Source organism: Burkholderia diffusa (genome assembly GCF_902499115.1).
GTDB lineage: Bacteria > Pseudomonadota > Gammaproteobacteria > Burkholderiales > Burkholderiaceae > Burkholderia > Burkholderia diffusa.
On record NZ_CABVPN010000011.1, the window covers coordinates 64,759 to 88,864 of the forward strand.

The window sequence follows — 24,106 nt, forward strand, 5'->3', positions numbered from 1 at the left end:
TCAAGCGGTTTTTGTTGCTATTCCTTTGATTCGTCGCGTATATTCCGAATTCCGGTGGCCCGGGTGAAGCTCGCCCAACCACCGTCGGCCGTGCCGTCTCCCGTCGGGAGCGGGATCGACGGCAACACAAAATGGTTCAACGGCCCTCGAGGCCCCTTTACGACGGTGTCCCCATGAACGACCACCAGCAGCCGCTCGCCGCGGTGCCCGCCGCACAAGGTCTGTACGACCCGCAAAACGAACACGACGCCTGCGGCGTCGGTTTCGTCGCTCACATCAAGGGCAAGAAGAGCCACGAGATCATTCAGCAGGGTCTGAAGATCCTCGAGAACCTCGATCACCGCGGCGCGGTCGGTGCCGATCCGCTGATGGGCGACGGCGCCGGCATCCTGATCCAGATTCCGGACGCGTTCTATCGCGAGGAAATGTCGAAGCAGGGCGTGACGCTGCCGCCGGCCGGTGAATATGGGGTCGGGATGATCTTCCTGCCGAAGGAGAACGCATCGCGTCTCGCATGCGAGCAGGAACTCGAGCGGACGGTGCGGGCTGAAGGTCAGGTCGTGCTCGGATGGCGCGACGTGCCGGTCGACCACGCGATGCCGATCTCGCCGACGGTCAAGGCGAGCGAGCCGCTGATCCGCCAGATCTTCATCGGCCGCGGCAAGGACATCATGGTGACGGACGCGCTCGAGCGGAAGCTCTACGTGATCCGCAAGACCGCGAGCCACCGTATCCAGGCGCTGAAGCTCAAGCACGGCAAGGAATACTTCGTGCCGTCGATGTCGGCGCGCACGGTCGTCTACAAGGGGCTGCTGCTGGCTGGCCAGGTCGGCGTGTACTACCGCGACCTGCAGGACTCGCGCGTCGTGTCGGCGCTCGCGCTCGTGCACCAGCGCTTCTCGACCAACACGTTCCCGGCGTGGGAGCTGGCTCACCCGTACCGGATGATCGCGCACAACGGCGAGATCAACACCGTGAAGGGCAACGTGAACTGGCTGAACGCGCGTACCGGCGCGATCGCGTCGCACGTGCTCGGCGACGACCTGCCGAAGCTCTGGCCGCTGATCTATCCGGGCCAGTCGGATACGGCTTCGTTCGACAACTGTCTCGAACTGCTCGTGATGGCGGGCTATCCGCTCGTGCACGCGGTGATGATGATGATCCCGGAAGCGTGGGAACAGCACACGCTGATGGACGAGAACCGCCGCGCGTTCTACGAATACCACGCCGCGATGATGGAGCCGTGGGACGGTCCCGCCGCGATCGCGTTCACGGACGGCCGTCAGATCGGCGCGACGCTCGACCGCAACGGCCTGCGCCCGGCGCGCTACATCGTCACGGACGACGACCTCGTCATCATGGCGTCGGAAGCCGGCACGCTGCCGATCCCCGAATCGAAGATCGTCAAGAAGTGGCGCCTGCAGCCGGGCAAGATGTTCCTGATCGACATGGAACACGGCCGCATCATCGACGACAAGGAACTGAAGGACAACCTCGCGAACGCTAAGCCGTACAAGAGCTGGATCGACGCCGTGCGCATCAAGCTCGACGAGATCGAGCCGAAGGCCGAGGACGTCGCGGCCGGCCGCACGCAGGGCGCCGCGCTGCTCGACCGCCAGCAGGCGTTCGGCTATACGCAGGAAGACCTGAAGTTCCTGATGGCGCCGATGGCGCAGCAGGGTGAAGAGGCCGTCGGCTCGATGGGCAACGACTCGCCGCTCGCGGTGATGTCGAACAAGAACAAGACGCTCTATCACTACTTCAAGCAGCTCTTCGCACAGGTCACGAACCCGCCGATCGACCCGATCCGCGAGAACATGGTCATGTCGCTCGTGTCGTTCATCGGCCCGAAGCCGAACCTGCTCGACACGAACAACATCAACCCGCCGATGCGTCTCGAAGTGTCGCAGCCGGTGCTCGACTTCAAGGACATCGCGAAGATCCGCGCGATCGACCAGTACACGGGCGGCAAGTTCAGCGCATACGAGCTGAACATCTGCTATCCGGTGGCCTGGGGCAAGGAAGGCATCGAGGCGCGCCTCGCGTCGCTGTGCGCGGAAGCCGTCGACGCGGTGAAGTCGGGCTACAACATGCTGATCGTGTCGGACCGCAAGACGGACGCCGAGCATGTCGCGATTCCGGCGCTGCTCGCCACGTCGGCGATCCACACGCACCTCGTCCAGCAAGGGCTGCGCACGAGCACGGGCCTCGTCGTCGAGACGGGCTCGGCACGTGAGACGCACCACTTCGCGCTGCTCGCGGGCTACGGCGCGGAAGCCGTGCACCCGTACCTCGCGATGGAAACGCTCGCGAAGATGGCCGAAGGCCTGCCGGGCGACCTGTCGCCGGAGAAGGCCGTCTACAACTTCACGAAGGCGGTCGGCAAGGGCCTGCAGAAGGTGATGTCGAAGATGGGCATCTCGACGTACATGTCGTACACGGGCGCGCAGATCTTCGAAGCGCTCGGCCTGTCGAGCGACCTCGTCGAGAAGTACTTCAAGGGCACGGCGTCGAAGGTCGGCGGCATCGGCCTGTTCGAAGTCGCGGAAGAAGCGATCCGCCTGCACCGCGACGCGTTCGGCGACAGCCCGGTCCTGCGCGACATGCTCGACGCGGGCGGCGAGTACGCATACCGCGTGCGCGGCGAAGACCACATGTGGACGCCGGATTCGATCGCGAAGCTCCAGCACGCGACGCGCAGCAACTCGTACCAGACGTACAAGGAATACGCGCACCTGATCAACGACCAGACCAAGCGGCACATGACTTTCCGCGGCCTGTTCGAGTTCAAGGTCGAGCCGACCAAGGCGATCCCGATCGAAAACGTCGAGCCGGCGAAGGACATCGTCAAGCGCTTCGCGACCGGCGCGATGTCGCTCGGTTCGATCAGCACCGAAGCGCACGCGACGCTCGCGATCGCGATGAACCGGATCGGCGGCAAGTCGAACACCGGCGAAGGCGGCGAGGACGAGAAGCGCTATCGCAACGAACTGCGCGGCATTCCGATCAAGTCGGGCGAGACGCTGAAGTCGGTCATCGGCGACGAGATCGTCAGCGACATTCCGCTGAAGGACGGCGATTCGCTGCGCTCGAAGATCAAGCAGGTCGCGTCGGGCCGCTTCGGCGTCACCGCCGAGTACCTCGCGTCGGCCGACCAGATCCAGATCAAGATGGCGCAGGGCGCGAAGCCGGGCGAAGGCGGCCAGCTGCCGGGCCACAAGGTGTCCGAATACATCGGCAAGCTGCGTTACTCGGTGCCGGGTGTCGGCCTGATCTCGCCGCCGCCGCACCACGACATCTACTCGATCGAGGATCTGGCGCAGCTGATCCACGACCTGAAGAACGTGAACCCGAGCTCGAGCATCTCGGTGAAGCTGGTGTCGGAAGTGGGCGTCGGCACGGTCGCGGCCGGTGTCGCGAAGGCGAAGGCCGATCACGTCGTGATCGCCGGCCATGACGGCGGCACGGGCGCATCGCCGCTGTCGTCGGTCAAGCACGCCGGCACGCCGTGGGAACTCGGCCTCGCCGAAACGCAGCAGACGCTGGTGCTGAACCGCCTGCGCGGCCGCATCCGCGTGCAGGCCGACGGCCAGATGAAGACGGGCCGCGACGTCGTGATCGGCGCGCTGCTCGGCGCTGACGAATTCGGCTTCGCGACGGCGCCGCTCGTCGTCGAAGGCTGCATCATGATGCGCAAGTGCCACCTGAACACGTGCCCGGTCGGCGTCGCGACGCAGGATCCGGTGCTGCGTGCGAAGTTCAAGGGCCAGCCCGAACACGTCGTGAACTACTTCTTCTTCGTCGCCGAGGAAGTGCGCGAGATCATGGCGCAGCTCGGCATCGCGAAGTTCGACGACCTGATCGGCCGCGCCGACCTGCTCGATACGCGCAAGGGCATCGAGCACTGGAAGGCGAAGGGCCTCGACTTCTCGCGCGTGTTCTACCAGCCGGAAGAGTGCGAGGACGTCGCGCCGCGTCACGTCGACGTGCAGGACCACGGCCTCGAGCGCGCGCTCGACCACGTGCTGATCGAGAAGGCGAAGGCCGCGATCGAGAACGGCGAGCATGTGTCGTTCATCCAGCCGGTGCGCAACGTGAACCGCACGGTCGGCGCGATGCTGTCGGGCGTGATCGCGAAGAAGCACGGCCATGACGGCCTGGCCGACGACGCGGTGCACATCCAGCTGAAGGGCACGGCCGGCCAGAGCTTCGGCGCGTTCCTCGCGAAGGGCGTGACGCTCGACCTCGTCGGCGACGGCAACGACTACGTCGGCAAGGGCCTGTCGGGCGGCCGGATCATCATCCGACCGACCAACGACTTCCGCGGCAAGTCCGAGGAAAACATCATCTGCGGCAATACGGTGATGTACGGCGCGATCGAAGGCGAAGCCTTCTTCCGCGGCGTGGCGGGCGAGCGCTTCTGCGTGCGCAACTCGGGCGCGACGGCGGTCGTCGAAGGCACGGGCGACCACGGCTGCGAATACATGACGGGCGGTACGGTCGTCGTGCTCGGCGAGACGGGGCGCAACTTCGCGGCCGGCATGTCGGGCGGCCTCGCGTACATCTACGATCCGGAAGGCACGTTCGCGGCGAAGTGCAACAAGTCGATGGTCGCGCTCGAGCCGGTGCTGCAGCAGGCCGAGCAGGAGCGCACGGTCGACCGCGCGCTCTGGCATGCGGGCACGACGGACGAAGCGCTGCTCAAGGGGCTCGTCGAGCGTCATTTCCAGTTCACGGGTTCGCCGCGCGCGAAGTCGCTGCTGGAAAACTGGGACGCGGCGCGCCGCCAGTTCGTGAAGGTGTTCCCGCACGAATACAAGCGCGCGCTGGGCGAGATCGGTGCGAAGAAGGCGGCGAAGGAAGTGCTGGCCGCCTGAGCGACGAACGACATAGCGAATGCCGCGCGCGCATGATTGCCGCGCGCGGCTCCCCCACCCGATACACCGAACAGAAGAGCACCTTATGGGCAAGGCAACCGGTTTTCTGGAGTTCGAACGCCGCCACGAGGCGTACGAAGCACCGCTCACGCGCGTGAAGCACTACAAGGAATTCGTCGCGGCACTGACCGACGCGGATGCGAAGGTTCAGGGCGCGCGCTGCATGGATTGCGGCATCCCGTTCTGCAACAACGGCTGCCCGGTCAACAACATCATTCCGGACTTCAACGATCTCGTTTACCGCCAGGACTGGCAGCAGGCGATCGAAGTCCTGCACTCGACCAACAACTTCCCGGAATTCACGGGCCGCATCTGCCCGGCGCCGTGCGAGGCGGCGTGCACGCTCGGGATCAACAACGACCCGGTCGGCATCAAGTCGATCGAGCACGCGATCATCGACAAGGCCTGGGCGGAAGGTTGGGTGAAGCCGCTGCCGGCCGAGCACAAGACGGGCAAGAAGGTCGCGGTCGTCGGTTCCGGCCCCGCGGGCCTCGCGGCCGCGCAGCAGCTCGCGCGCGCCGGCCACGACGTGACGGTGTTCGAGAAGAACGACCGGATCGGCGGCCTGCTGCGTTACGGGATTCCCGACTTCAAGCTCGAGAAGTGGCTGATCGACCGCCGCATGCGCCAGATGGAAGCGGAAGGCGTGACGTTCCGCACCAGCGTGTTCATCGGCAAGGATCCGCTGCCCGAATCGATCGGCAGCCTCGCGAAGGAAACCATCTCGCCGGACACGCTGAAGGAAGAGTTCGACGCGGTCGTGATCGCGGGCGGTTCGGAAACGCCGCGTGACCTGCCGGTGCCGGGCCGCGAGCTGGCCGGCGTGCATTTCGCGATGGACTTCCTGCCTCAGCAGAACCGTGTGAACGCGGGCGACAAGCTCACCGACCAGCTGCTCGCGAAGGGCAAGCACGTGATCGTGATCGGCGGCGGCGATACCGGTTCGGACTGCGTCGGCACGTCGAACCGTCACGGCGCGAAGCAGGTCACGCAGTTCGAGCTGCTGCCGCAGCCGCCCGAAGAGGAGAACAAGCCGCTCGTGTGGCCGTACTGGCCGATCAAGCTGCGCACGTCGTCGTCGCACGAGGAAGGCTGCGAGCGTGACTGGGCGGTCGCGACGAAGCGTCTCGAAGGCAAGAACGGCAAGGTCGAGAAGCTGATCGCGGTGCGCGTCGAGTGGAAGGACGGCAAGATGCAGGAAGTGCCGGGCTCCGAGTTCGAGATGAAGGCCGACCTGGTGCTGCTCGCGATGGGCTTCACGCAGCCGGCAGCGCCCGTGCTCGACGCGTTCGGCGTCGCGAAGGATGCGCGCGGCAATGCGCGTGCGGCGACCGAAGGCGATCGCTCGTACTACACGTCGGTCGACAAGGTGTTCGCAGCTGGCGACATGCGCCGCGGCCAGTCGCTCGTCGTCTGGGCGATCCGCGAAGGCCGCCAGTGCGCGCGCTCGGTCGACGCGTACCTGATGGGGCATTCGGAACTGCCGCGCTAAGCTGAAGCGCGCGAGCGGGTTTCGAAGAAAACCGGGCGTCCGAAAGGACGCCCGTTTTTTTATGGGGCGCGAGCCTGAGACGACTGGGTTGGCGGGGATTTTCCGTGAACAGCCATCAATTTATTCGGCATCAATTAAATCGACCATTCATAAAAACAAAAATATCGATATTTATCTCCAAATAGACGTTGAATCGGGGTCTGCTGCCACCTATAGTGATTTTTGTCCGATTAATTCGGGCATATTGAACGGTCTGGTTTTCACACCCTTTGGAGAAAATCATGGCGTATATATCGATGTCGTTTCAGTTTGCGCAGGATCCGACGCGCGTCCTCGGTGTTGCCCAGAACAATACCGACGGCAGCGTGATCGGCCCGAATGCCCCGGTGCAACTTCGCTACTTCACCGACCCGAATGTGCAGACCCTGTGGGACTACGATCCCACCCATGGCTTCATCATTCTGGATTTCAGCGATTTGAACGGCGGAGGCAAGCTGGCGGTCGATTTCGCGGACGGCAAGGTCGCCGCCGAAACGCCGCTGGTCCTGCGCCCGTTCACGGGAGCGCCTTCGCAGCGGTGGAGCATCTCCATTCGCCCTGGTTACATCACATCACTCGCCAACACCGGCCTCGTGATCGACGATCATTACGATAGTCGACAGGCCAACAACCTCGTCTGGGCATTCCCGTACAACGGCACCCAAGCACAACAATGGACGCCGGTTCATGCCTTCCAGGCAGTCGCCGAAAGAGCGCCGCAATCGCTACGAGCATAAGAATTGTTTGCGGGCGCCGCGGGCAGAGGATCCCCGCGGCGACCCGCGCCGACCGACTCAGACGCATGCGCGTCGTCGACGGGTGAATTCTTTTACGGCAATCAACCGGTATCGCAATAAACTGCATCGGATTCACCCGGGTTATTTCTATTTTTCGGGATTGGGCGTTTCTAGAGGGGTAGTCGTGATTAATGGGTGGGGAAAACTGCTTAAAGCATAGTTTCGTTTTTTAACGCCATTTCTGTTTGGCGATTCACTATTGCGACTGTTTTCGGTTGTCAAAGATCGCGACTCGCCCGCTACGGCATTTCCGCTCGGGATCGCTGCTCGCCGAGCCTGGCGCACCGTGCGACAAAGAGCAAGGATCCGGGGCATCACCCAAGCCCCGGGCATGCACTCGCCGCGCCGCCCGCCCCGTCGCATCCCCCCGCACCTCCCCGAAGCGTCGCCTAACCTGATCACATCGGACGTTGATTTTTCGCGATCCCGAATACTTTCATTTTGTAATGTTCCTTGGAAACTGTCATATCATCGCCCGCTGGCCGCGTTCGCGTGGCCGCCGCATTTGACTGACCCCATTTACAAGGACTCTGAATGGAAGCATTCGTACAAGGGCTGATCGACGCCGTCAACGGCGTGCTGTGGAACTACGTGCTGATCGCGCTGCTGCTCGGCGTGGGCGCATGGTTCACGCTGCGGTTCCGGATGATCCAGCTGAAGGCGCTGTTCCTCAGCATCAAACTGGTCGGCAGCAAGGGCGAGCCGGGCAGCATCTCGTCATTCCAGGCGTTCGCGACCGGCCTCGCGAGCCGCGTGGGCACCGGCAACATCGCCGGTGTGGCGGTCGCGCTGACGGTCGGCGGGCCGGGCGCGATCTTCTGGATGTGGATGACGGCGCTCGTCGGGATGTCGTCGGCGTTCGTCGAGGCGACGCTCGCGCAGATCTTCAAGGTGTCGCATCCGGACGGCAGCTATCGCGGCGGCCCCGCGTACTACATCCAGACGGGCCTGCGCTCGCGCGGCTTCGGCGTGCTGTTCTCGCTGTCGCTGATCCTCGCGTTCGGCTTCGTGTTCAACGCGGTGCAGGCCAATGCGATCGCCGACGCGTTCCATACGTCGTTCGGCTGGAGCCGCGAAACGGTCGGCCTCGGCCTCGTGCTGCTCACCGCGCCGCTCATCTTCGGCGGGATTCGCCGCATCGCGTCGGTCGCGCAGGTGATCGTGCCGGTGATGGCGATCGGCTACCTCGCTCTGGCGGTCTACGCGGTCGCGACGCACGTCGCGCTGGTGCCGGGCGTGATCGCGCTGATCGTGAAGAGCGCGTTCGGGCTCGAGCAGGCGGCGGGCGGCCTGACCGGCTATGCAGTCAGCCAGGCGGTCGCGATGGGTGTGAAGCGCGGATTGTTCTCGAATGAGGCCGGCATGGGCAGCGCACCGAACGCGGCCGCGACCGCGAGCGTGCGGCATCCGGTCGTGCAGGGGCTGATCCAGATGCTCGGCGTGTTCGTCGACACGATCGTGATCTGCAGCGCGACCGCGTTCGTGATCCTGCTGTCGGGCCAGTACGAACTCGGCACCGGCATGGAGGGCGCGGCGCTCACGCAGCGCGCGATCGCGAGCCATGTCGGCGACTGGGGCGGCATCTACATGGCCGTCGCGATCTTCTTCTTCGCGTACTCGTCGGTGATCGGCAATTACGCATACGCGGAAGGCAACGTCGACTTCATCACGAAGCGGCGCGGCGTGCTGCCGCTGTTCCGCATCGCGGTGCTCGGGATGGTGATGTTCGGCAGCGTCGGGCAACTGCCGCTCGTGTGGGCGATGGCCGATACGAGCATGGGGCTGATGGCGATCATCAACCTGGTCGCGATCCTCGCGCTCGGCAAGTATGCGCATGCCGCGTGGCGCGACTATCGCCACCAGCGCGCGGAAGGCGTCGCCGATCCGGTGTTCACGCGCAACACGATTCCCGAGCTTGCAAGCGTGCTGCCCGCCGACGTGTGGGGCGAGCACGGTCCGCTGCCGCAGCGTCCGGCTTCGGAGGGCGCGGTGGTCGAAGCGCGCGTGGCGGTGCGCGAGTCATGAACGGCGACCGGCTCCGTGCATTCGTCGCGCTGGTGCCCGATGCGGCATCGCGCGATGCACTGCACGCGTTGCCGGTCACCCGCGGCGCGCGGCGCACGATGCCGGCTCAATTGCACGTGACGCTCTCGTTCATCGGTGCAATCGAACGGGAGCGGTGCAATGCGCTGGCTGCGCGCCTGCCGGCACTCGCGGCCGGGCATGCGCTGCCGTTGCAACTGGTCGAGCGAATCGCGTGGTGGCCGAGCCTGCCGCGCGCGAGGCTGATCGTCGCGGAGCTGGCGCCCGATCCCGCCTGTGCGGCGCTGAATGCCGACGTGTCCGCGCTGCTGCACGAACTGGGCGTGCCGGCCGACGGCCGGCCGTTCAGGCCGCACGTCACACTCGCGCGGTTGCCGCGCGACGCGGACGGGCAGCCTGCGCGCGGCGGTGCGACCGGGCGGCCGGTCGCGCTGCGTTTCGTCGCGCTGACGCTGTTTGAAAGCAGGCTGTCGCACGACGGCGTGTCGCATGTGCCGATCGTGTCGGCGCCGGTCGCGCCGGCGTAGCGGGAAAGCTGGAAGGCGGGGAGGACGAGGAAGTGAAGGCCGGCGCGGTATGCGCCGGCCTTTTTTGCGGTTAAGCGGCGACCTTGTCGCTCTCGTTCACGCGTTCGACGTTGATCGTGCCGACGTGGAACGCGGCCAGCGCCTCGCGGTGCGCGATGCTGACGATCGCGGCCTTCGGCAGCCGTTCGGCGAACAGGTGATAGAGCCGCGCTTCATTGTCGGCGTCGAGCGCGCTCGTCGCTTCGTCGAGGAACAGGAAGTCCGGCTTGTGCAGCAGCACGCGCGCGCCGGCCAGACGCTGCTGTTCGCCCGGCGACAGCACGCGCGTCCAGTGGGCGGTCTCGTCGAGGCGCCCGACGTAGTCTTCCAGGTGGCACGCACGCAGCGCGTCGCGGCACGCGTCGTCGGTGAACGCGTCGGGCGCGGCCGGATAGGTGAGCGCGGCCTTCAGCGTGCCGATCGGCAAGTAGCTGGTTTGCGGCACGAACATCATCCGCGCGCCGACCGGCGCATCGATCGCGCCGTCGCCGAACGGCCAGAGGCCCGCCAGCGCGCGCATGAACGTGCTCTTGCCGGAACCCGACTTGCCGACCACGAGCCAGCGCGAGCCGGGTTCGATCGTCACGTTGCCGATGTTCGCGAGCGCGTTGCCGTTCGGCAGCGCGAGCTTCAGCGACGATGTCGACAGCTTCGCGGCATCGACGTAATGCAGGTTGATGCCGCCGTGCTCGGTCGCGGGCGACATGCTTTCCTTCAGGTGCGACGTGCCCATCACGCGCTTGAACTCACGCAGACGGTTGACGGTGGCGCGCCATTCGACGAGGGTCGAGTAACTGTTGATGAACCAGGAGAACGAATCGCTGACGGTGCCGAACGCCGACGAGATCTGCATCAACACGCCGAACGAGAACGCGCCCGCGAAATAGCGCGGCGCCGCGACGACGAGCGGGAAGATGATCGCGATCTGCCCGTAGAAGCTCAGCACGAACGTAAGGCGCTTCGTGTACTTCATCACGCGCCACCAGTTGTCGCGAATGCGCGTGAACAGGTTCTGCGCATTGACGGTCTCGGTTTTCTCGCCGTCGTAGAACGCGATCTGCTCGGCGTTCTCGCGCACGCGGATCAGCCCGAAGCGGAAGTCGGCCTCGACGCGCTGCTGCTGGTAGTTGATCGACACGAGCGGGTGGCCGACCTTCTGGATGATCAGCGAGCCGACCACCGCGTACAGCGCGGCCGCCCACACCATGTAGCCGGGGATCGTGATCGGCGTCGCGCCGAGCGAGAACGTCAGCGCGCCCGCGAGCGACCACAGGATGGTGATGAACGACACGAGCGTGACGACCGTCGACAGCAGGTCGAGCGACAGCGCGAGCGTCGTCGTCGCGAACGACTGGAGGTCGTCGGTGATCCGCTGGTCGGGGTTGTCGGCGAGGCGGTCGCGTTCGATCCGGTAGAACGCACGATCGCCGAGCCACTGGCCGAGAAAGCGGTCGGTGAGCCACTGGCGCCAGCGGAACCCGAGCATCTGGCGCAGGTAGCGGCCGTACACCGCGAGGATGATGAAGCCGAATGCGAGCGCGGAGAACTGCATCAGCAGGTTCGGGAAGTCGTGGACGTCCTTCGACTGCAGCGCGTTGTAGAACTGCGCGTTCCACTTGTTCAGCTTGACGTTGATCCAGACCACGCAAAGGTTGATTGCGATGATCGTGACCAGCAGCCCCCACGCGATTTTCCATTCGGACGACACCCAGTAGGGCTTGATGAGGCTCCACGCGGATACCGGGCGCTCGTCCTGCGGCGCGTCGGGGACGGAGCGGACGGGATCGATCGATTGGGTCATGTGCTTCCTGATGAGTAGCCGGCGCGCGGGCCGGGCGGAGCCGGACGCGCGCCGCGATACGGCATGCCGGGACGAGGTGCCGACTGACGGCGGGCGTCCGGATGGTGGCCCGCGCGTCTTAAACGGCACTTAAGGCCGGCGGTGACGCGGCAACCGGCCGCTCGCGCGGCCGGCCTGCGGGCATTGTGCCAGAGCGGCGCGGCGCGACGGCGAATTTGCCGCAAGGGGACAGTTTGCGGCGCTTTCCGCTTTTATGGTCTAATGGCCGACGACGAAACAGGGGTGCTTCGAGCGCGGCCGACGGACAGTTCCGGGCGACGCGGCGAGGCTGAGAAAGACCCTTCGCACCCGATCCGGGTAATACCGGCGAGGGAAGTTTCTGATCCCGCCGGGCCGCGCTGGCTGCCATCCCACATGGTCAGCGCCCGAGTCCCGCCCGGCCGGCCTTTGCTGCCGGTTTCGTCCTTTTGGGTACGCGCGTCGCGCGTTACGGAAGGAATGATGACCGCTCAATCTTCAGTCTTTTGTGCTGTTCCCGATCCGCTGTCGCGTGCGTCCGCACGGGACGGTGCATGCGCGTCGACGTTCGTCGCACGCGATGGTGCTGTTCGCGGGGAGGGCGCGCGATGAACCTCCATGCTTCCCGGCCCGATTTCGCGGTACTCGGCGGCGGCCTTGTCGGCCGTCTGATCGCGTGGCGGCTTGCGGGCGACGGGCATCGCGTCGCGCTGTACGAGCGCGGCGGCCCGGACGGCGAGCAGTCGGCCGCGTGGATCGCGGCCGCGATGCTCGCGCCGCTCGCCGAGGCGGCCAGCGCCGAGCTGCTGATCACCGAGCTCGGCGCGGCATCGCTCGCGCGCTGGCCGCAATGGCTCGCGGAACTGCCCGAACCGGTGTTCTTCCAGCAGCACGGCACGCTCGTCGTCTGGCATCAAGCGGATCGCGCCGAGGCGCCGCTGTTCGAGCGGCGCGTGCGCGCGAACGCGCCGGCCGAACTGTTCGACGGTGGCTTCGTCGCGCTGGCCGGCGCGCAGGTCGACGCGGCCGAGCCCGCGCTCGCGGGGCGCTTTGCGCGCGGCCTGATGCTGCCGCGCGAAGGGCAGCTCGACAACCGGCAGGCGCTGCGCGCACTCGCGGCGGGCCTCGCGCAACGCGGCGTCGAGTTGCACTGGCACGCGACGATCGACGACGCGAACCGGCCCGACGCGCATTTCACGATCGATTGCCGCGGGCTCGGCGCGAAATCCGCGCTTCCCGCGCTGCGGGGCATCCGCGGCGAAGTCGCGCGCGTGTGCGCACCAGGCATCGGGCTTACGCGGCCCGTGCGGCTGCTGCATCCGCGCTATCCGCTGTACATCGCGCCGAAACAGGACGACCTGTACGTGATCGGCGCGACCGAAGTGGAGGGCGAGGACATGTCGCCTGTCAGCGTGCGCTCGGCGCTCGAACTGCTGAGCGCGGCGTTTTCCGTGCACCCGGCGTTCGGCGAGGCGCGCATCCTCGAACTGAACGCGCAATGCCGCCCGACGCTGCCCGATCACCGCCCGGCGGTGATCTGGGACGGCGCGACGACGCTGGCCGTCAACGGCCTGTACCGGCACGGCTTCATGATCGCGCCGGAAGTCGCGCATGCGGCGGTCGCGTTCGCGCAAGCCGCGCTCGGCGGCGCGTTCGCCGATGCCGACGCGTTCGCCGCGTGGCGCGATGCCGCGCGCTGGCCGACGCTCCTCCATCACCGCGACGACGCGCGCCAGCCGGCCTGATGCGCGCCGCCGACCGAATTCGACCAAGACTCATGGATATCCAGATCAACCAACAGACGCTGACCCTGCCCGACGGCGCAACGGTGGCCGACGCGCTCGCCGCGTACGGCGCGCGTCCGCCGTACGCGGTTGCGCTGAACGGCAATTTCGTCGCGCGCACGCAGCATGCGGCGCGCGCGCTCGCGACGGGCGACAAGCTCGACGTCGTGCACCCCGTCGCGGGCGGCTGAGCGCCGCCGGTTCGCCCTCTGCTCTTCCAGGAAAACGACATGACGTCCCTCACTTCCGCCGACGCGCTGACGCTGTACGGCGAAACCTTCGCAAGCCGCGTGTTGCTCGGCACGTCGCGCTACCCGTCGCTGCAGTCGCTGTCCGATTCGATCGCCGCGTCGCGCCCCGGGATGGTGACGGTCGCGCTGCGCCGCCAGATGACCGGCGGCACCGCAGAGGCCGGCTTTTTCGATCTGCTCAAGCGTCACTCGGTGCCGCTGCTGCCGAACACGGCCGGCTGCCAGACCGTCGCCGAGGCGGTGACGACCGCGCACATGGCGCGCGAGGTTTTCGATACCGACTGGATCAAGCTCGAGCTGATCGGCGACGACTACACGCTGCAGCCCGACCCGATCGGGCTGATCGAGGCGGCCGCGCAACTGGTCAAGGACGGCTTCAAGGTGTTGCCGTACTGCACCGAGGATCTCGTGATCGGCCGGCGTCTGCTTGACGTCGGCTGCGAGGCCCTGATGCCGTGGGGCGCGCCGATCGGCACCGGCAAGGGCGTCGTGAATCCGTACGGGCTGCGCGTGCTGCGCGAGCGGCTGCCGGACGTGCCGCTGATCGTCGACGCCGGGCTCGGCGTGCCGTCGCACGCGTGCCAGGTGATGGAATGGGGTTTCGACGGCGTGCTGCTGAACACGGCCGTGTCGCAGGCCACGCATCCGGAAATCATGGCGCGTGCGTTCGCGCAAGGCGTCGAGGCCGGCCGTGCGGCCTATCTCGCCGGGCCGATGGATGCGCGCGAGACCGCGCACGCGAGCACGCCGGTCGTCGGCATGCCGTTCTGGCACCAGGACGGGAGCGGCGCATGAGTGCGCGCTTCGCCGATGCCTTCTGGCCGCCGGCCGACGAACTGGCCGAAGCGGCCGAGCGGATTCGCGCCCGCCTGGGCGACTGGCCGACCGGCACGACGGCGTGGCGGCTGTGCGTCGCGGCGCCCGACGTGCCGGCCCAAGGCGACGTGCTGATCGTGTCGGCCGGCGATCGTGCCGCGCAGGCACGCGCGTCGGCCGCATCGCGCCCCGCGTCATCGGACGCGGTCGCGATCGAGTTCGGCGAGCACGGCGCGGTGCTGCACGCCGCAGGCGTGCGCTACGCGCTGGAAGCCGCGCATCCGCTCGCCGACGACTGGATCGCGGCGCTCGCGGCGTTCCTCGATTGCGGTTTCGCGCCGATCGACGCGCTCGTGCTCGCGCTGGCGTGGGGCGACGGCGACGAAACGCGCGGGACCGATGCGTGGCCGATCGATGCCGCGCGGTTCCCGCGCGTCGCCGGCCTGGCCGCGGCACCCGAGCCCGCATTCCCGCCGTGCCCCAAGCAACTCGGCCTCTATCCGGTCGTCCCCGACGCCGAATGGGTCGAACGCGTGCTCGAGTGCGGCGCGCGAACCGTGCAGCTGCGCGTGAAAGGCGCGAACCCGGACGCGTTGCGCCGGGAAGTCGCACGTGCGGTCGCGGCAGGGCGCCGCTATCCCGATGCACGCGTGTTCATCAACGATCACTGGCAGATCGCGATAGAAGAGGGCGCGTACGGCGTACATCTGGGTCAGGAGGACCTCGAAACGGCCGATCTGGCCGCGATCGCGCGCGCGGGCCTGCGGCTCGGACTTTCGAGCCATGGTTATTACGAGATGTTGCGCGCGTTGCACGAGCGCCCGAGCTATCTGGCGCTCGGCCCCGTGTACACGACCGCGACCAAGGCCGTCGCGGCGCCGCCACAGGGCCTCGCGCGGATTGCCCGCTATGCGCGCTTCGCCGGCGCGCGCTCGCCGCTCGTCGCGATCGGCGGCGTGGGGCTCGACGCGTTGCCGGACGTGCTGGCGACGGGCGTCGGCAGCGTCGCGGTGGTCAGTGCGGTCACGGGCGCAGACGATTATCGGGCGGCGATTGTTGCGTTGCAGCAATGTTTTGCCCGACAATTTGACAATCATTGACCGCAGGGCCCGGAACGGCGTCACGACATCATTCCAATGCAGGCCCTATAATTCGGCGTTCTGCGTAAAAGGACTGTCAGCTCCGTGAGCCCCACTCCTACCGAGACATTGCTGGAACTTCGCGACGTCGACTTTGGCTATGGCGACCGCCTCGTCCTGTCGAACCTGAACATGCGCTTCGGGCGCGGCCAGGTCGTCGCCGTCATGGGCGGGTCGGGTTGCGGCAAGACGACCGTGCTGCGCCTGATCGGCGGACTGGTGCGCGCACGCCGCGGCCAGGTGCTGTTCGACGGCGCCGACGTCGGCGCGCAGACGCGCGACGGCCTGTACGCGCTGCGCCGCAAGATGGGCATGCTGTTCCAGTTCGGCGCGCTGTTCACCGATATGTCGGTGTTCGAGAACGTCGCGTTCGCGTTGCGCGAACACACCGACCTGCCCGAAGACCTGATCCGCGACCTGGTGCTGATGAAGCTCAACGCGGTCGGTCTGCGCGGCGCGCGTGACCTGATGCCGTCCGAGGTGTCCGGCGGGATGGCGCGTCGCATCGCGCTCGCGCGCGCGATCGCGCTCGACCCGCAGCTCATCATGTACGACGAACCGTTCGCGGGCCTCGATCCGATCTCGCTCGGCATCACGGCGAACCTGATCCGCACGCTGAACGAGGCACTCGGCGCGACGTCGATCCTCGTCACGCACGACGTGCCGGAATCGTTCGCGATCGCCGACTACGTGTATTTTCTGGCCAATGGTGGCGTGCTCGCGCAGGGGACGCCCGATGAGCTGCGTGCGTCGACCGACCCGAGCGTGCGCCAGTTCATCGACGGCGCGCCGGACGGCCCGTTCAAATTTCATTACACGAGCCCGCCGCTGGCTGCGGATTTCGGGCTCGGCGGAGGGCGCGCATGATCAGCGCGATCGGACGTTACGTCATCGGCGGCCTCGAGCGCGCGGGCTACGGCACGCGGCTGTTCGTGCGCCTCGTGCTGGAATTCTTCCCGCTGCTGCGCCGGCCGCGGCTGGTCACCAAGCAGATCCACTTTCTCGGCAACTATTCGTTCGTGATCATTGCCGTGTCGGGCCTGTTCGTCGGCTTCGTGCTCGGCTTGCAGGGCTATTACACGCTGAATCGCTACGGGTCCGAGCAGGCGCTCGGCCTGCTGGTCGCGCTGTCGCTGGTGCGCGAGCTCGGCCCGGTCGTGACCGCGCTGCTGTTCGCGGGCCGCGCCGGCACGTCGCTCACCGCCGAGATCGGCCTGATGAAGGCCGGCGAGCAGCTCACGGCGCTCGAGATGATGGCAGTCGATCCGATCAAGACGGTGATCGCGCCGCGCATGTGGGCCGGCATCATCGCGATGCCGCTGCTCGCCGCGATCTTCAACGCGGTCGGCGTGCTCGGCGGCTATTTCGTCGGTGTCGTGCTGATCGGCGTCGATCCGGGCGCGTTCTGGTCGCAGATGCAGGGCGGGGTCGAGGTGTGGGCCGACGTCGGCAACGGCGTGATCAAGAGCATCGTGTTCGGGTTCGCCGTGACCTTCATTGCACTGTTTCAGGGGTATGAAGCGAAGCCCACGCCCGAGGGCGTGTCGCGCGCGACGACCAAGACGGTCGTGTTCGCGTCGCTCGCCGTACTCGGCCTCGATTTCCTGCTGACCGCGCTGATGTTCAGCTGAGCCTCAGCCAAGCCAAATTTTGGGATGACGATGAAAAAGACTGCTCTCGACTTCTGGGTCGGCCTGTTCGTGGTGGTGGGCTTCCTTGCGGTGCTATTCCTGGCGCTCAAGGTCGGCAACATGAGCTCGCTGTCGTTTCAGCCGACCTACTCGGTGAGGATGAAATTCGACAACATCGGCGGACTGAAGCCGCGCGCCGCCGTGAAGAGCGCGGGCGTCGTGGTCGGCCGCGTGAAGTCGGTCGGCTTCGACACCAACACCTATCAGGCGCTGGTGACGATCGATATCGACGGTCAGTATCCGTTCCCGAAGGATTCGTCGGCGAAGATCCTGACGTCGGGCCTGCTCGGCGAGCAGTACATCGGCCTCGATCCGGGCGGCGACACCGAAATGCTGAAGGAGGGCGATACGATCACGATGACGCAGTCGGCGATCGTGCTCGAGAACCTGATCGGCCAGTTCCTGTACAGCAAGGCAGCCGACGCGGGCGGCGCGAAGCCGGCATCCGGGGCCTCGGCCGCGCCGGCGGCACCCGCGCCGGTCGCGGTGCCGGCCTCCGCGGTGTCTGGCTCGGCTGCCCAATAACCACACGAGAGAAAGACAAGAGGGAATGACCATGCAGACGATCCGCATCAGGCACGCCGCGCTCGCGGTGGCGGCAGTCGCCGCGTTGAGCGGTTGCGCGACCGTGCAGACGCCGACCAAGGGCGATCCGCTCGAAGGCTTCAACCGGTCGATGTACAAGTTCAACGACACGGTCGACACGTACGCGCTGAAACCGGTCGCGAAGGGCTACCAGTACGTGGTGCCGCAGCCGGTGCGCGACAGCGTGACGAACTTCTTCTCGAACATCGGCGACGTCTACATCGCCGCGAACAACATCGTGCAGTTGCGAATCGCGGACGGCGTCGGCGACATCATGCGCGTCGTGATCAACACGGTGTTCGGCGTCGGCGGCCTGTTCGACGTCGCGACGATTGCGAAACTGCCGAAGCACACGGCCGATTTCGGGATCACGATGGGCCGCTACGGCATGCCGTCGGGCCCGTATCTCGTGCTGCCGCTGCTCGGCCCGAGCACACTGCGCGACACGGCAGGCCTCGGCGTCGACTACGTGGGCAATCCGCTCACCTACGTGAAGCCGGACGGCCTGAGCTGGGGCCTGTTCGGCGTGAACCTCGTCAACACGCGTGCGAACCTGCTCGGCGCGGGCGACGTGCTTGATGCCGCGGCGCTCGACAAGTATTCGTTCGTGCGCAACGCCTACCTGCAGCGCCGCCAGATGCTGATCGACAACGCGCGCGGCGAGGCCTCGACGGCGTCGAGCAACGATGCGCTGCCGAAGTACGACTTGCCGGACGATGGCGCGGCACCGGCCGGCGCATCGGGCGCGGCCGTTGCCGTACCGGCGTCGGGCAGTGCCGAAGCACCGAACCCGGCCAGCGCGACGAACGTGCCGGCAATGCAGATGACGCCGCCCGCACCGGGCGGGATTCGTTTCCCGAGCATCAAGCTGCACTGACCAACTTACATTCGTTACAGCCGGAAACGATTCAGTCGGTAGCGCATGCGAACTTGCGCGTAAGCTACCGGCTCCAACCTTCGCATCGACTCTTCATGCAGGTCACTATGATGAAAAAACTGTTCCTGATCCCCGTTTTCGCGGCGCTGTTCTCGTTCGGCAGCGCAGCTCACGCGCAAGTCGACCAGTCGAACCCGCAGGCGCTGATCAAGACGGCGACGCAGCAGGTGCTCGACGAAGTCAAGCAGCAGACGATCAAGCAGGGCGACACCAACCGCATCATTACGATCGTCAACAAGGACATCCTGCCGTACACGGATTTCCGCCGTACCACGCAGCTCGCGATGGGCCGCAACTGGCGCACGGCATCGGCCGAACAGCAGCAACAGGTTCAGGAGCAGTTCAAGCTGCTGCTGATCCGCACGTATTCGGGCGCGCTCGCGCAGTTGAAGCCGGACCAGCAGATCCAGTACCCGCCGTTCCGCGCCGATCCGGCCGACACCGACGTGGTGGTGAAGACGGTCGCGATGAACAACGGTCAGCCGGTCCAGATCGACTATCGCTTGTACAAGTCGGCGAATGGCTGGAAGGTCTATGACCTGAACGTGCTCGGCGCGTGGCTGATCCAGACGTACCAGCAGCAGTTCAACGAGAAGATCCAGCAAAGCGGCGTGGACGGCCTGATCCAGTTCCTGACGCAGCGCAACCAGCAACTTGCCTCCGGCAAGCAGGCGTCGTGAGCGGCTTCGAAGCAGGCTCTTCGCTGACCGTCGCGAGCGCGAAGTCCGCGCTCGCGGACGGTCTTGCGCGCATCGGCGCCGGCGCGACCGCCGTCGATTGCACGGCGCTGACGCAGTTCGACTCGTCCGCGCTCGCCGTGCTGCTCGCATGGCAACGTGCCGCCGAAGCGCGCGGCGCGACCCTCGACATCCTCAATCTCCCGCAGAAGCTCGCCAGCCTCGCGCGCGCCTATGGCGTCGACGCCCTCATCGACGGCACCGGGCGACATTGACCCTGCCCGACCGAAGCCTGCCGCGCCAGCCGGCGCGCGCACGCTTCAGGCCGCGCGCCTCCTGCGCCGGCCCCACCAGCCGGTTTGCCCTATAATCAAGCGTTTTGCGGGGCAGCCAATCGGCGTCCGGCCCCCATTTTCTTTCGCAGCAAGCACAGAATAGGCGTCGCGGCCCATGCGCCGCGCACAGTCATGTCAGCCATAGAAATCCGTCACGTCAAGAAGCGCTACAAATCGCTTCAGGCGCTCAAGGGCGTCAGCCTGTCGGTCGAGGAAGGCGAGTTTTTCGGTCTGCTCGGCCCGAACGGCGCAGGCAAGACCACGCTCATCAGTATCCTCGCCGGGCTTGCCCGGGCCGATGAAGGCAGTATCTCAGTGCGCGGCCACGACGTCGTCAAGGACTTCCGCGATGCGCGCCGCGCGCTCGGCGTCGTGCCGCAGGAACTCGTGTTCGACCCGTTCTTCACCGTCCGCGAGACGCTGCGGATCCAGTCCGGCTATTTCGGGCTGCGTCGCAACGACGACTGGATCGACGAAGTGATGGCCAATCTCGACCTCACCGAGAAGGCCGACGCGAACATGCGCGCGCTGTCGGGCGGGATGAAGCGCCGCGTGCTGGTCGCGCAGGCGCTCGTGCACCGGCCGCCCGTGATCGTGCTCGACGAACCGACCGCCGGCGTCGACGTCGAATTGCGCCAGACGCTGTGGAAGTTCATCTCGCGCCTGAACCGCGAGGGCCACACGATCGTGCTGACCACCCATTACCTCGAGGAAGCCGAGTCGCTGTGCGACCGCATCGCGATGCTGCGCCGTGGCGAAGTCGTCGCGCTTGACCGCACCGACGCGCTGCTGCGCCGCTTCGCCGGGCTGCAGTTGTACCTGCGCCTGGGGACTGGCGCGCTGCCGTCCGAGCTGCGCGGGCTGGAGTCCGACCCGGCCGCCCGCGCGCCGGGCGAGCACCTGCTGCGCCTGACGAGCTACGACGATGTCGAGCGGATCCTCGCGCTATGCCGCGCGGCGGGCTGCACGTTCGACGAGATCGAGGTCCGCAAGGCCGACCTCGAGGATGTGTTCGTCCAGGTGATGAACGGGGCCGAGGTGATCGAGGGTCTGGCATGAATCAACAATCCCCACGCGAACTTCGTTCGCTGCCCCCCGAGGGGGCGCCCGCCACTATCGGGGCGGCCCGGCGAGTGCCGGGAAGCGGCTTTCAAACGCTGTTCTACAAGGAACTGCTGCGCTTCTGGAAGGTGTCGTTCCAGACGGTGTGCGCGCCGATCGTAACGGCGCTGCTGTATCTGACGATCTTCGGCCACGCGCTGTCGGGCCGCGTCGAGGTGTATCCGGGCGTCGAGTACGTGAGCTTTCTCGTGCCGGGCCTCGTGATGATGAGCGTGCTGCAGAACGCGTTCGCGAACAGCTCGTCGTCGCTGATCCAGTCGAAGATCACCGGCAACCTCGTGTTCATGCTGCTGCCGCCGCTGTCGTACCGCGACATCTTCGGCGCGTACGTGCTCGCGTCCGTCGTGCGCGGGCTCGCGGTCGGCGCGGGCGTATTCGTCGTGACGATCTGGTTTGTCCCGATGCATTTCGCGGCGCCGTTGTTCATCATCGCGTTCGCGCTGCTCGGCTCGGCGATCCTCGGCACGCTCGGGCTGATCGCCGGGATCTGGGCCGAGAAGTTCGACCAGCTCGCCGCGTTCCAGAACTTCCTGATCATGCCGCTGACGTTCCTGTCCGGCGTGTTCTATTCGACGCACTCGCTGCCGCCCGTGTGGCGCGAGATTTCGCGTCTCAATCCGTTTTTCTACATGATCGACGGCTTCCGTTACGGGTTCTTCGGCGCGTCCGACATCAACCCGCTCGCGAGCCTCGCGATCGTCACCGGTTTCTTCGTGCTGCTCGCGATGTTCGCGATGCGGCTGCTCGCGACCGGCTACAAACTGCGTCATTGATATCGACGGTTGCGGCCGCCACGGGCGGCGCGCGCCGACAGGAGCCTCTCATGTTGCCGACTCCCGAACAGGTCAAGCAATACATTGCCGGCGGTCTCGCCTGCACCCATCTGGAAGTCGAAGGCGACGGCCAGCATTTCTTCGCGACGATCGTGTCGGCGGCCTTCGAAGGCAAGCGGCCGATCCAGCGGCACCAGCTCGTTTATGCGGCGCTCGGCGATCGCATGAAGCAGGAAATTCACGCGCTCAGCATGAAGACGCTGACGCCCGCCGAATGGCAGAACGCATAACCGGAACCACTGAGTGCAAGTCACCGTCAACGAGTGCGACGCCGTCCAGAGCGTCGCCACGGCACACCCGGCCGCCAACGGGGAATCGCAGGGACATGGGATGGACAAGCTGGTGATCGAAGGCGGTCGCCGGTTGTCGGGCGAGATCGTCGTGTCGGGCGCGAAGAACGCCGCGCTGCCGATCCTGTGCGCGGGGCTGCTCAGCGCCGAGCCGGTCGAACTCGACAACGTGCCGAACCTGAAGGACGTGCGCACCACGCTGAAGGTGCTGAACCAGATGGGCGTGAAGAGCGAGACCGACGGCTGCCGCGTGCAGCTCGATGCGTCGCGCGTCGACAACCTCGTGGCGCCGTACGAACTCGTGAAGACGATGCGCGCGTCGATTCTCGTGCTCGGGCCGCTGCTCGCACGCTTCGGCGAGGCGAAGGTGTCGCTGCCGGGCGGCTGCGCGATCGGCGCGCGTCCGGTCGACCAGCACATCAAGGGCCTGCAGGCGATGGGCGCCGAGATCAGCATCGAGCACGGCTTCATCGAGGCGCGCGCGAAGCGCCTGAAGGGCGCGCGCATCGTGACCGACATGATCACGGTGACGGGGACGGAAAACCTGCTGATGGCCGCGACGCTCGCGGACGGCGAGACGGTGATCGAGAACGCTGCCCGCGAGCCGGAAGTGAGCGATCTCGCGCACCTGCTGGTCGCGATGGGCGCGAAAATCGACGGCATCGGCACCGACCGCCTCGTGATCCAGGGTGTCGAGCGGCTGCACGGCGCACGCCATTCGGTGATTCCCGATCGCATCGAGGCCGGCACGTTCCTGTGCGCGGTCGCGGCGGCGGGCGGCGACGTGATGCTGACGGGCGTGCGCCCGCACATCCTCGACGCGGTGATCGACAAGCTGCGCGAGGCCGGCGTGTCGATCGAGGAAGGCGACAGCTGGCTGCGCGTGAAGATGGACCGCCGCCCGTCGGCGGTGACGATCCGCACGTCGGAATACCCGGCGTTCCCGACCGACATGCAGGCGCAGTTCATGGCCCTCAATTCGGTCGCGACGGGCACCGCGCAGGTTGTCGAGACCATTTTCGAGAACCGCTTCATGCACGTGCAGGAGCTGAACCGGCTCGGCGCGAACATCACGATCGACGGCAACACGGCGCTCGTGACCGGCGTCGACAAGCTGTCCGGCGCGAACGTGATGGCGACCGACCTGCGCGCCTCGGCGAGCCTCGTGATCGCCGGGCTGCGGGCCGAAGGCGAAACGCTCGTCGACCGCATCTATCACCTGGACCGCGGCTACGACCGCATGGAAACCAAACTGACCGCCGTCGGCGCGAACGTGCGCCGCCTCTCCGGGAGCCAAGCATGACCGCGCCGCTGACCCTCGCCCTGTCGAAGGGCCGGATTTTCGAGGAAACCCTGCCGCTGCTGGCGGCCGCCGGCGTGCAGGTGGCCGAGGATCCGGAAACGTCGCGCAAGCTGATCCTGCCGACGACCGATCCGAACCTGCGCGTGATCATCGTGCGCGCCAGCGACGTGCCGACCTACGTCGAATACGGCGCGGCCGACTTCGGCGTGGCGGGCAAGGACGTGCTGGTCGAGCACGGTGGCTCGGGTCTGTACCAGCCGATCGACCTGAACATTGCGCGCTGCCGGATGTCGGTGGCCGTGCCGGCCGGTTTCGACTATGCGAACGCGGTGCGCCAGGGCGCGCGCCTGCGGGTCGCGACCAAATACGTCGAAACGGCACGCGAACACTTCGCCGCGAAAGGCGTGCACGTCGACCTGATCAAGCTGTACGGCTCGATGGAGCTGGCGCCGCTGGTCGGGCTGGCCGACGCGATCGTCGACCTCGTCAGTTCGGGCGGCACGCTGAAGGCGAACAATCTGGTCGAGGTCGAGGAGATCATGGCGATCTCGTCGCGCCTCGTCGTGAACCAGGCTGCGCTGAAGTTGAAGCGCACGGCGCTCAAGCCGATTCTCGACGCGTTCGAACGCGCGTCGCAGAATGGCAATTGA

Annotated in this window: 21 protein-coding genes and 1 riboswitch; of the genes, 20 read left to right on the forward strand and 1 reads right to left on the reverse strand. The window is 66.5% G+C overall.

The genetic code is table 11. From position 1 onward, the window contains the following. The first annotated feature begins 173 nt into the window (after window positions 1–173). From BTE28158_RS12855 to thpR, 5 genes are all read left to right on the forward strand, one after another. Entirely contained in the window at window positions 174–4,877 is a 4,704-nt protein-coding gene (locus BTE28158_RS12855) for a glutamate synthase-related protein (RefSeq protein WP_151051100.1), read from the forward strand. Between the two features lie 85 nt (window positions 4,878–4,962). Then, the gene (locus tag BTE28158_RS12860) at window positions 4,963–6,429 is read left to right on the forward strand and encodes a glutamate synthase subunit beta (RefSeq protein WP_124628042.1); all 1,467 of its coding nucleotides are present in this window, start codon (window positions 4,963–4,965) and stop codon (window positions 6,427–6,429) included. 281 nt (window positions 6,430–6,710) lie between these two features. Further along, window positions 6,711–7,205 (forward strand): RICIN domain-containing protein, encoded by a 495-nt coding sequence (locus BTE28158_RS12865; protein ID WP_151051102.1) that lies wholly within the window; start codon window positions 6,711–6,713, stop codon window positions 7,203–7,205. Window positions 7,206–7,799: 594 nt separating this feature from the next. After that, complete coding sequence (locus BTE28158_RS12870; protein ID WP_151051104.1) at window positions 7,800–9,290, forward strand: alanine/glycine:cation symporter family protein; 1,491 nt, start codon at window positions 7,800–7,802, stop codon at window positions 9,288–9,290. Continuing rightward, window positions 9,287–9,835, forward strand: coding sequence for an RNA 2',3'-cyclic phosphodiesterase (gene thpR, locus BTE28158_RS12875; protein ID WP_151051106.1), 549 nt, complete (start codon window positions 9,287–9,289; stop codon window positions 9,833–9,835). The genes BTE28158_RS12870 and thpR overlap by 4 nt, the downstream gene beginning before the upstream one ends. 70 nt (window positions 9,836–9,905) lie before the next feature. Here thpR and BTE28158_RS12880 read toward each other — a convergent pair whose 3' ends face one another. Next, a complete protein-coding gene (locus BTE28158_RS12880; RefSeq protein WP_151051108.1) occupies window positions 9,906–11,675 on the reverse strand; it encodes an ABC transporter ATP-binding protein/permease in 1,770 nt (589 codons plus the stop codon). Between the two features lie 268 nt (window positions 11,676–11,943). Next, window positions 11,944–12,067: riboswitch (TPP riboswitch) on the forward strand. A 234-nt stretch (window positions 12,068–12,301) separates the two neighbouring features. Here BTE28158_RS12880 and BTE28158_RS12885 point away from each other — a divergent pair. The 15 genes from BTE28158_RS12885 (at window position 12,302) to hisG (ending at window position 24,106) form a co-directional block, all read left to right on the forward strand. Beyond that, a complete protein-coding gene (locus tag BTE28158_RS12885; RefSeq protein WP_059599804.1) occupies window positions 12,302–13,438 on the forward strand; it encodes an FAD-dependent oxidoreductase in 1,137 nt (378 codons plus the stop codon). 32 nt (window positions 13,439–13,470) lie between these two features. Continuing rightward, entirely contained in the window at window positions 13,471–13,668 is a 198-nt protein-coding gene (gene thiS / locus BTE28158_RS12890; RefSeq protein ID WP_014898319.1) for a sulfur carrier protein ThiS, read from the forward strand. A gap of 39 nt (window positions 13,669–13,707) precedes the next feature. Continuing rightward, window positions 13,708–14,523, forward strand: coding sequence for a thiazole synthase (locus tag BTE28158_RS12895; RefSeq protein ID WP_151048127.1), 816 nt, complete (start codon window positions 13,708–13,710; stop codon window positions 14,521–14,523). Then, window positions 14,520–15,644, forward strand: coding sequence for a thiamine phosphate synthase (gene thiE, locus BTE28158_RS12900; protein WP_151048128.1), 1,125 nt, complete (start codon window positions 14,520–14,522; stop codon window positions 15,642–15,644). The genes BTE28158_RS12895 and thiE overlap by 4 nt, the downstream gene beginning before the upstream one ends. Window positions 15,645–15,728: 84 nt before the next feature. Continuing rightward, on the forward strand, window positions 15,729–16,550 hold the full coding sequence (locus BTE28158_RS12905; RefSeq protein WP_059535623.1) for an ABC transporter ATP-binding protein: 822 nt from the start codon (window positions 15,729–15,731) through the stop codon (window positions 16,548–16,550). Then, window positions 16,547–17,314, forward strand: a complete 768-nt coding sequence (mlaE, locus tag BTE28158_RS12910; protein ID WP_059599807.1) for a lipid asymmetry maintenance ABC transporter permease subunit MlaE — start codon at window positions 16,547–16,549, stop codon at window positions 17,312–17,314. The genes BTE28158_RS12905 and mlaE overlap by 4 nt, the downstream gene beginning before the upstream one ends. Window positions 17,315–17,338: 24 nt before the next feature. Further along, window positions 17,339–17,899: an outer membrane lipid asymmetry maintenance protein MlaD gene (mlaD, locus tag BTE28158_RS12915; RefSeq protein WP_151048129.1), complete on the forward strand. Its 561-nt coding sequence runs from the start codon at window positions 17,339–17,341 to the stop codon at window positions 17,897–17,899. Window positions 17,900–17,930: 31 nt separating this feature from the next. After that, a complete protein-coding gene (locus BTE28158_RS12920; protein ID WP_151048146.1) occupies window positions 17,931–18,836 on the forward strand; it encodes an MlaA family lipoprotein in 906 nt (301 codons plus the stop codon). Between the two features lie 110 nt (window positions 18,837–18,946). Beyond that, complete coding sequence (locus BTE28158_RS12925; RefSeq protein ID WP_151048130.1) at window positions 18,947–19,576, forward strand: MlaC/ttg2D family ABC transporter substrate-binding protein; 630 nt, start codon at window positions 18,947–18,949, stop codon at window positions 19,574–19,576. After that, window positions 19,573–19,848, forward strand: a complete 276-nt coding sequence (locus BTE28158_RS12930) for an STAS domain-containing protein (RefSeq protein ID WP_124904013.1) — start codon at window positions 19,573–19,575, stop codon at window positions 19,846–19,848. Before BTE28158_RS12925 ends, BTE28158_RS12930 begins: the two co-directional genes overlap by 4 nt. Window positions 19,849–20,040: 192 nt before the next feature. Further along, window positions 20,041–20,967, forward strand: a complete 927-nt coding sequence (locus BTE28158_RS12935; protein WP_151048131.1) for an ABC transporter ATP-binding protein — start codon at window positions 20,041–20,043, stop codon at window positions 20,965–20,967. Next, the gene (locus tag BTE28158_RS12940; protein ID WP_226118283.1) at window positions 20,964–21,803 is read left to right on the forward strand and encodes an ABC transporter permease; all 840 of its coding nucleotides are present in this window, start codon (window positions 20,964–20,966) and stop codon (window positions 21,801–21,803) included. Before BTE28158_RS12935 ends, BTE28158_RS12940 begins: the two co-directional genes overlap by 4 nt. 50 nt (window positions 21,804–21,853) lie before the next feature. Further along, the gene (locus tag BTE28158_RS12945; RefSeq protein WP_006477131.1) at window positions 21,854–22,093 is read left to right on the forward strand and encodes a BolA family protein; all 240 of its coding nucleotides are present in this window, start codon (window positions 21,854–21,856) and stop codon (window positions 22,091–22,093) included. A gap of 100 nt (window positions 22,094–22,193) precedes the next feature. Beyond that, on the forward strand, window positions 22,194–23,456 hold the full coding sequence (gene murA, locus BTE28158_RS12950) for a UDP-N-acetylglucosamine 1-carboxyvinyltransferase (RefSeq protein WP_239007278.1): 1,263 nt from the start codon (window positions 22,194–22,196) through the stop codon (window positions 23,454–23,456). Beyond that, window positions 23,453–24,106: an ATP phosphoribosyltransferase gene (gene hisG / locus BTE28158_RS12955; protein WP_059599813.1), complete on the forward strand. Its 654-nt coding sequence runs from the start codon at window positions 23,453–23,455 to the stop codon at window positions 24,104–24,106. Before murA ends, hisG begins: the two co-directional genes overlap by 4 nt.

Bases quoted from the DNA above. Each gene is read 5' to 3' on its own strand.
- BTE28158_RS12945 (WP_006477131.1), top strand. From the start codon at position 21,854: ATGTTGCCGACTCCCGAACAGGTCAAGCAATACATTGCCGGCGGTCTC.
- BTE28158_RS12855 (WP_151051100.1), top strand. From the start codon at position 174: ATGAACGACCACCAGCAGCCGCTCGCCGCGGTGCCCGCCGCACAAGGT.
- BTE28158_RS12940 (WP_226118283.1), top strand. From the start codon at position 20,964: ATGAATCAACAATCCCCACGCGAACTTCGTTCGCTGCCCCCCGAGGGG.
- thiS (WP_014898319.1), top strand. From the start codon at position 13,471: ATGGATATCCAGATCAACCAACAGACGCTGACCCTGCCCGACGGCGCA.
- BTE28158_RS12895 (WP_151048127.1), top strand. From the start codon at position 13,708: ATGACGTCCCTCACTTCCGCCGACGCGCTGACGCTGTACGGCGAAACC.
- BTE28158_RS12870 (WP_151051104.1), top strand. From the start codon at position 7,800: ATGGAAGCATTCGTACAAGGGCTGATCGACGCCGTCAACGGCGTGCTG.
- BTE28158_RS12925 (WP_151048130.1), top strand. From the start codon at position 18,947: ATGAAAAAACTGTTCCTGATCCCCGTTTTCGCGGCGCTGTTCTCGTTC.
- BTE28158_RS12920 (WP_151048146.1), top strand. From the start codon at position 17,931: ATGCAGACGATCCGCATCAGGCACGCCGCGCTCGCGGTGGCGGCAGTC.
- thiE (WP_151048128.1), top strand. From the start codon at position 14,520: ATGAGTGCGCGCTTCGCCGATGCCTTCTGGCCGCCGGCCGACGAACTG.
- BTE28158_RS12860 (WP_124628042.1), top strand. From the start codon at position 4,963: ATGGGCAAGGCAACCGGTTTTCTGGAGTTCGAACGCCGCCACGAGGCG.
- mlaE (WP_059599807.1), top strand. From the start codon at position 16,547: ATGATCAGCGCGATCGGACGTTACGTCATCGGCGGCCTCGAGCGCGCG.
- mlaD (WP_151048129.1), top strand. From the start codon at position 17,339: ATGACGATGAAAAAGACTGCTCTCGACTTCTGGGTCGGCCTGTTCGTG.
- BTE28158_RS12865 (WP_151051102.1), top strand. From the start codon at position 6,711: ATGGCGTATATATCGATGTCGTTTCAGTTTGCGCAGGATCCGACGCGC.
- BTE28158_RS12935 (WP_151048131.1), top strand. From the start codon at position 20,041: ATGTCAGCCATAGAAATCCGTCACGTCAAGAAGCGCTACAAATCGCTT.
- thpR (WP_151051106.1), top strand. From the start codon at position 9,287: ATGAACGGCGACCGGCTCCGTGCATTCGTCGCGCTGGTGCCCGATGCG.
- BTE28158_RS12885 (WP_059599804.1), top strand. From the start codon at position 12,302: ATGAACCTCCATGCTTCCCGGCCCGATTTCGCGGTACTCGGCGGCGGC.
- hisG (WP_059599813.1), top strand. From the start codon at position 23,453: ATGACCGCGCCGCTGACCCTCGCCCTGTCGAAGGGCCGGATTTTCGAG.
- murA (WP_239007278.1), top strand. From the start codon at position 22,194: ATGGACAAGCTGGTGATCGAAGGCGGTCGCCGGTTGTCGGGCGAGATC.
- BTE28158_RS12880 (WP_151051108.1), bottom strand. From the start codon at position 11,675: ATGACCCAATCGATCGATCCCGTCCGCTCCGTCCCCGACGCGCCGCAG.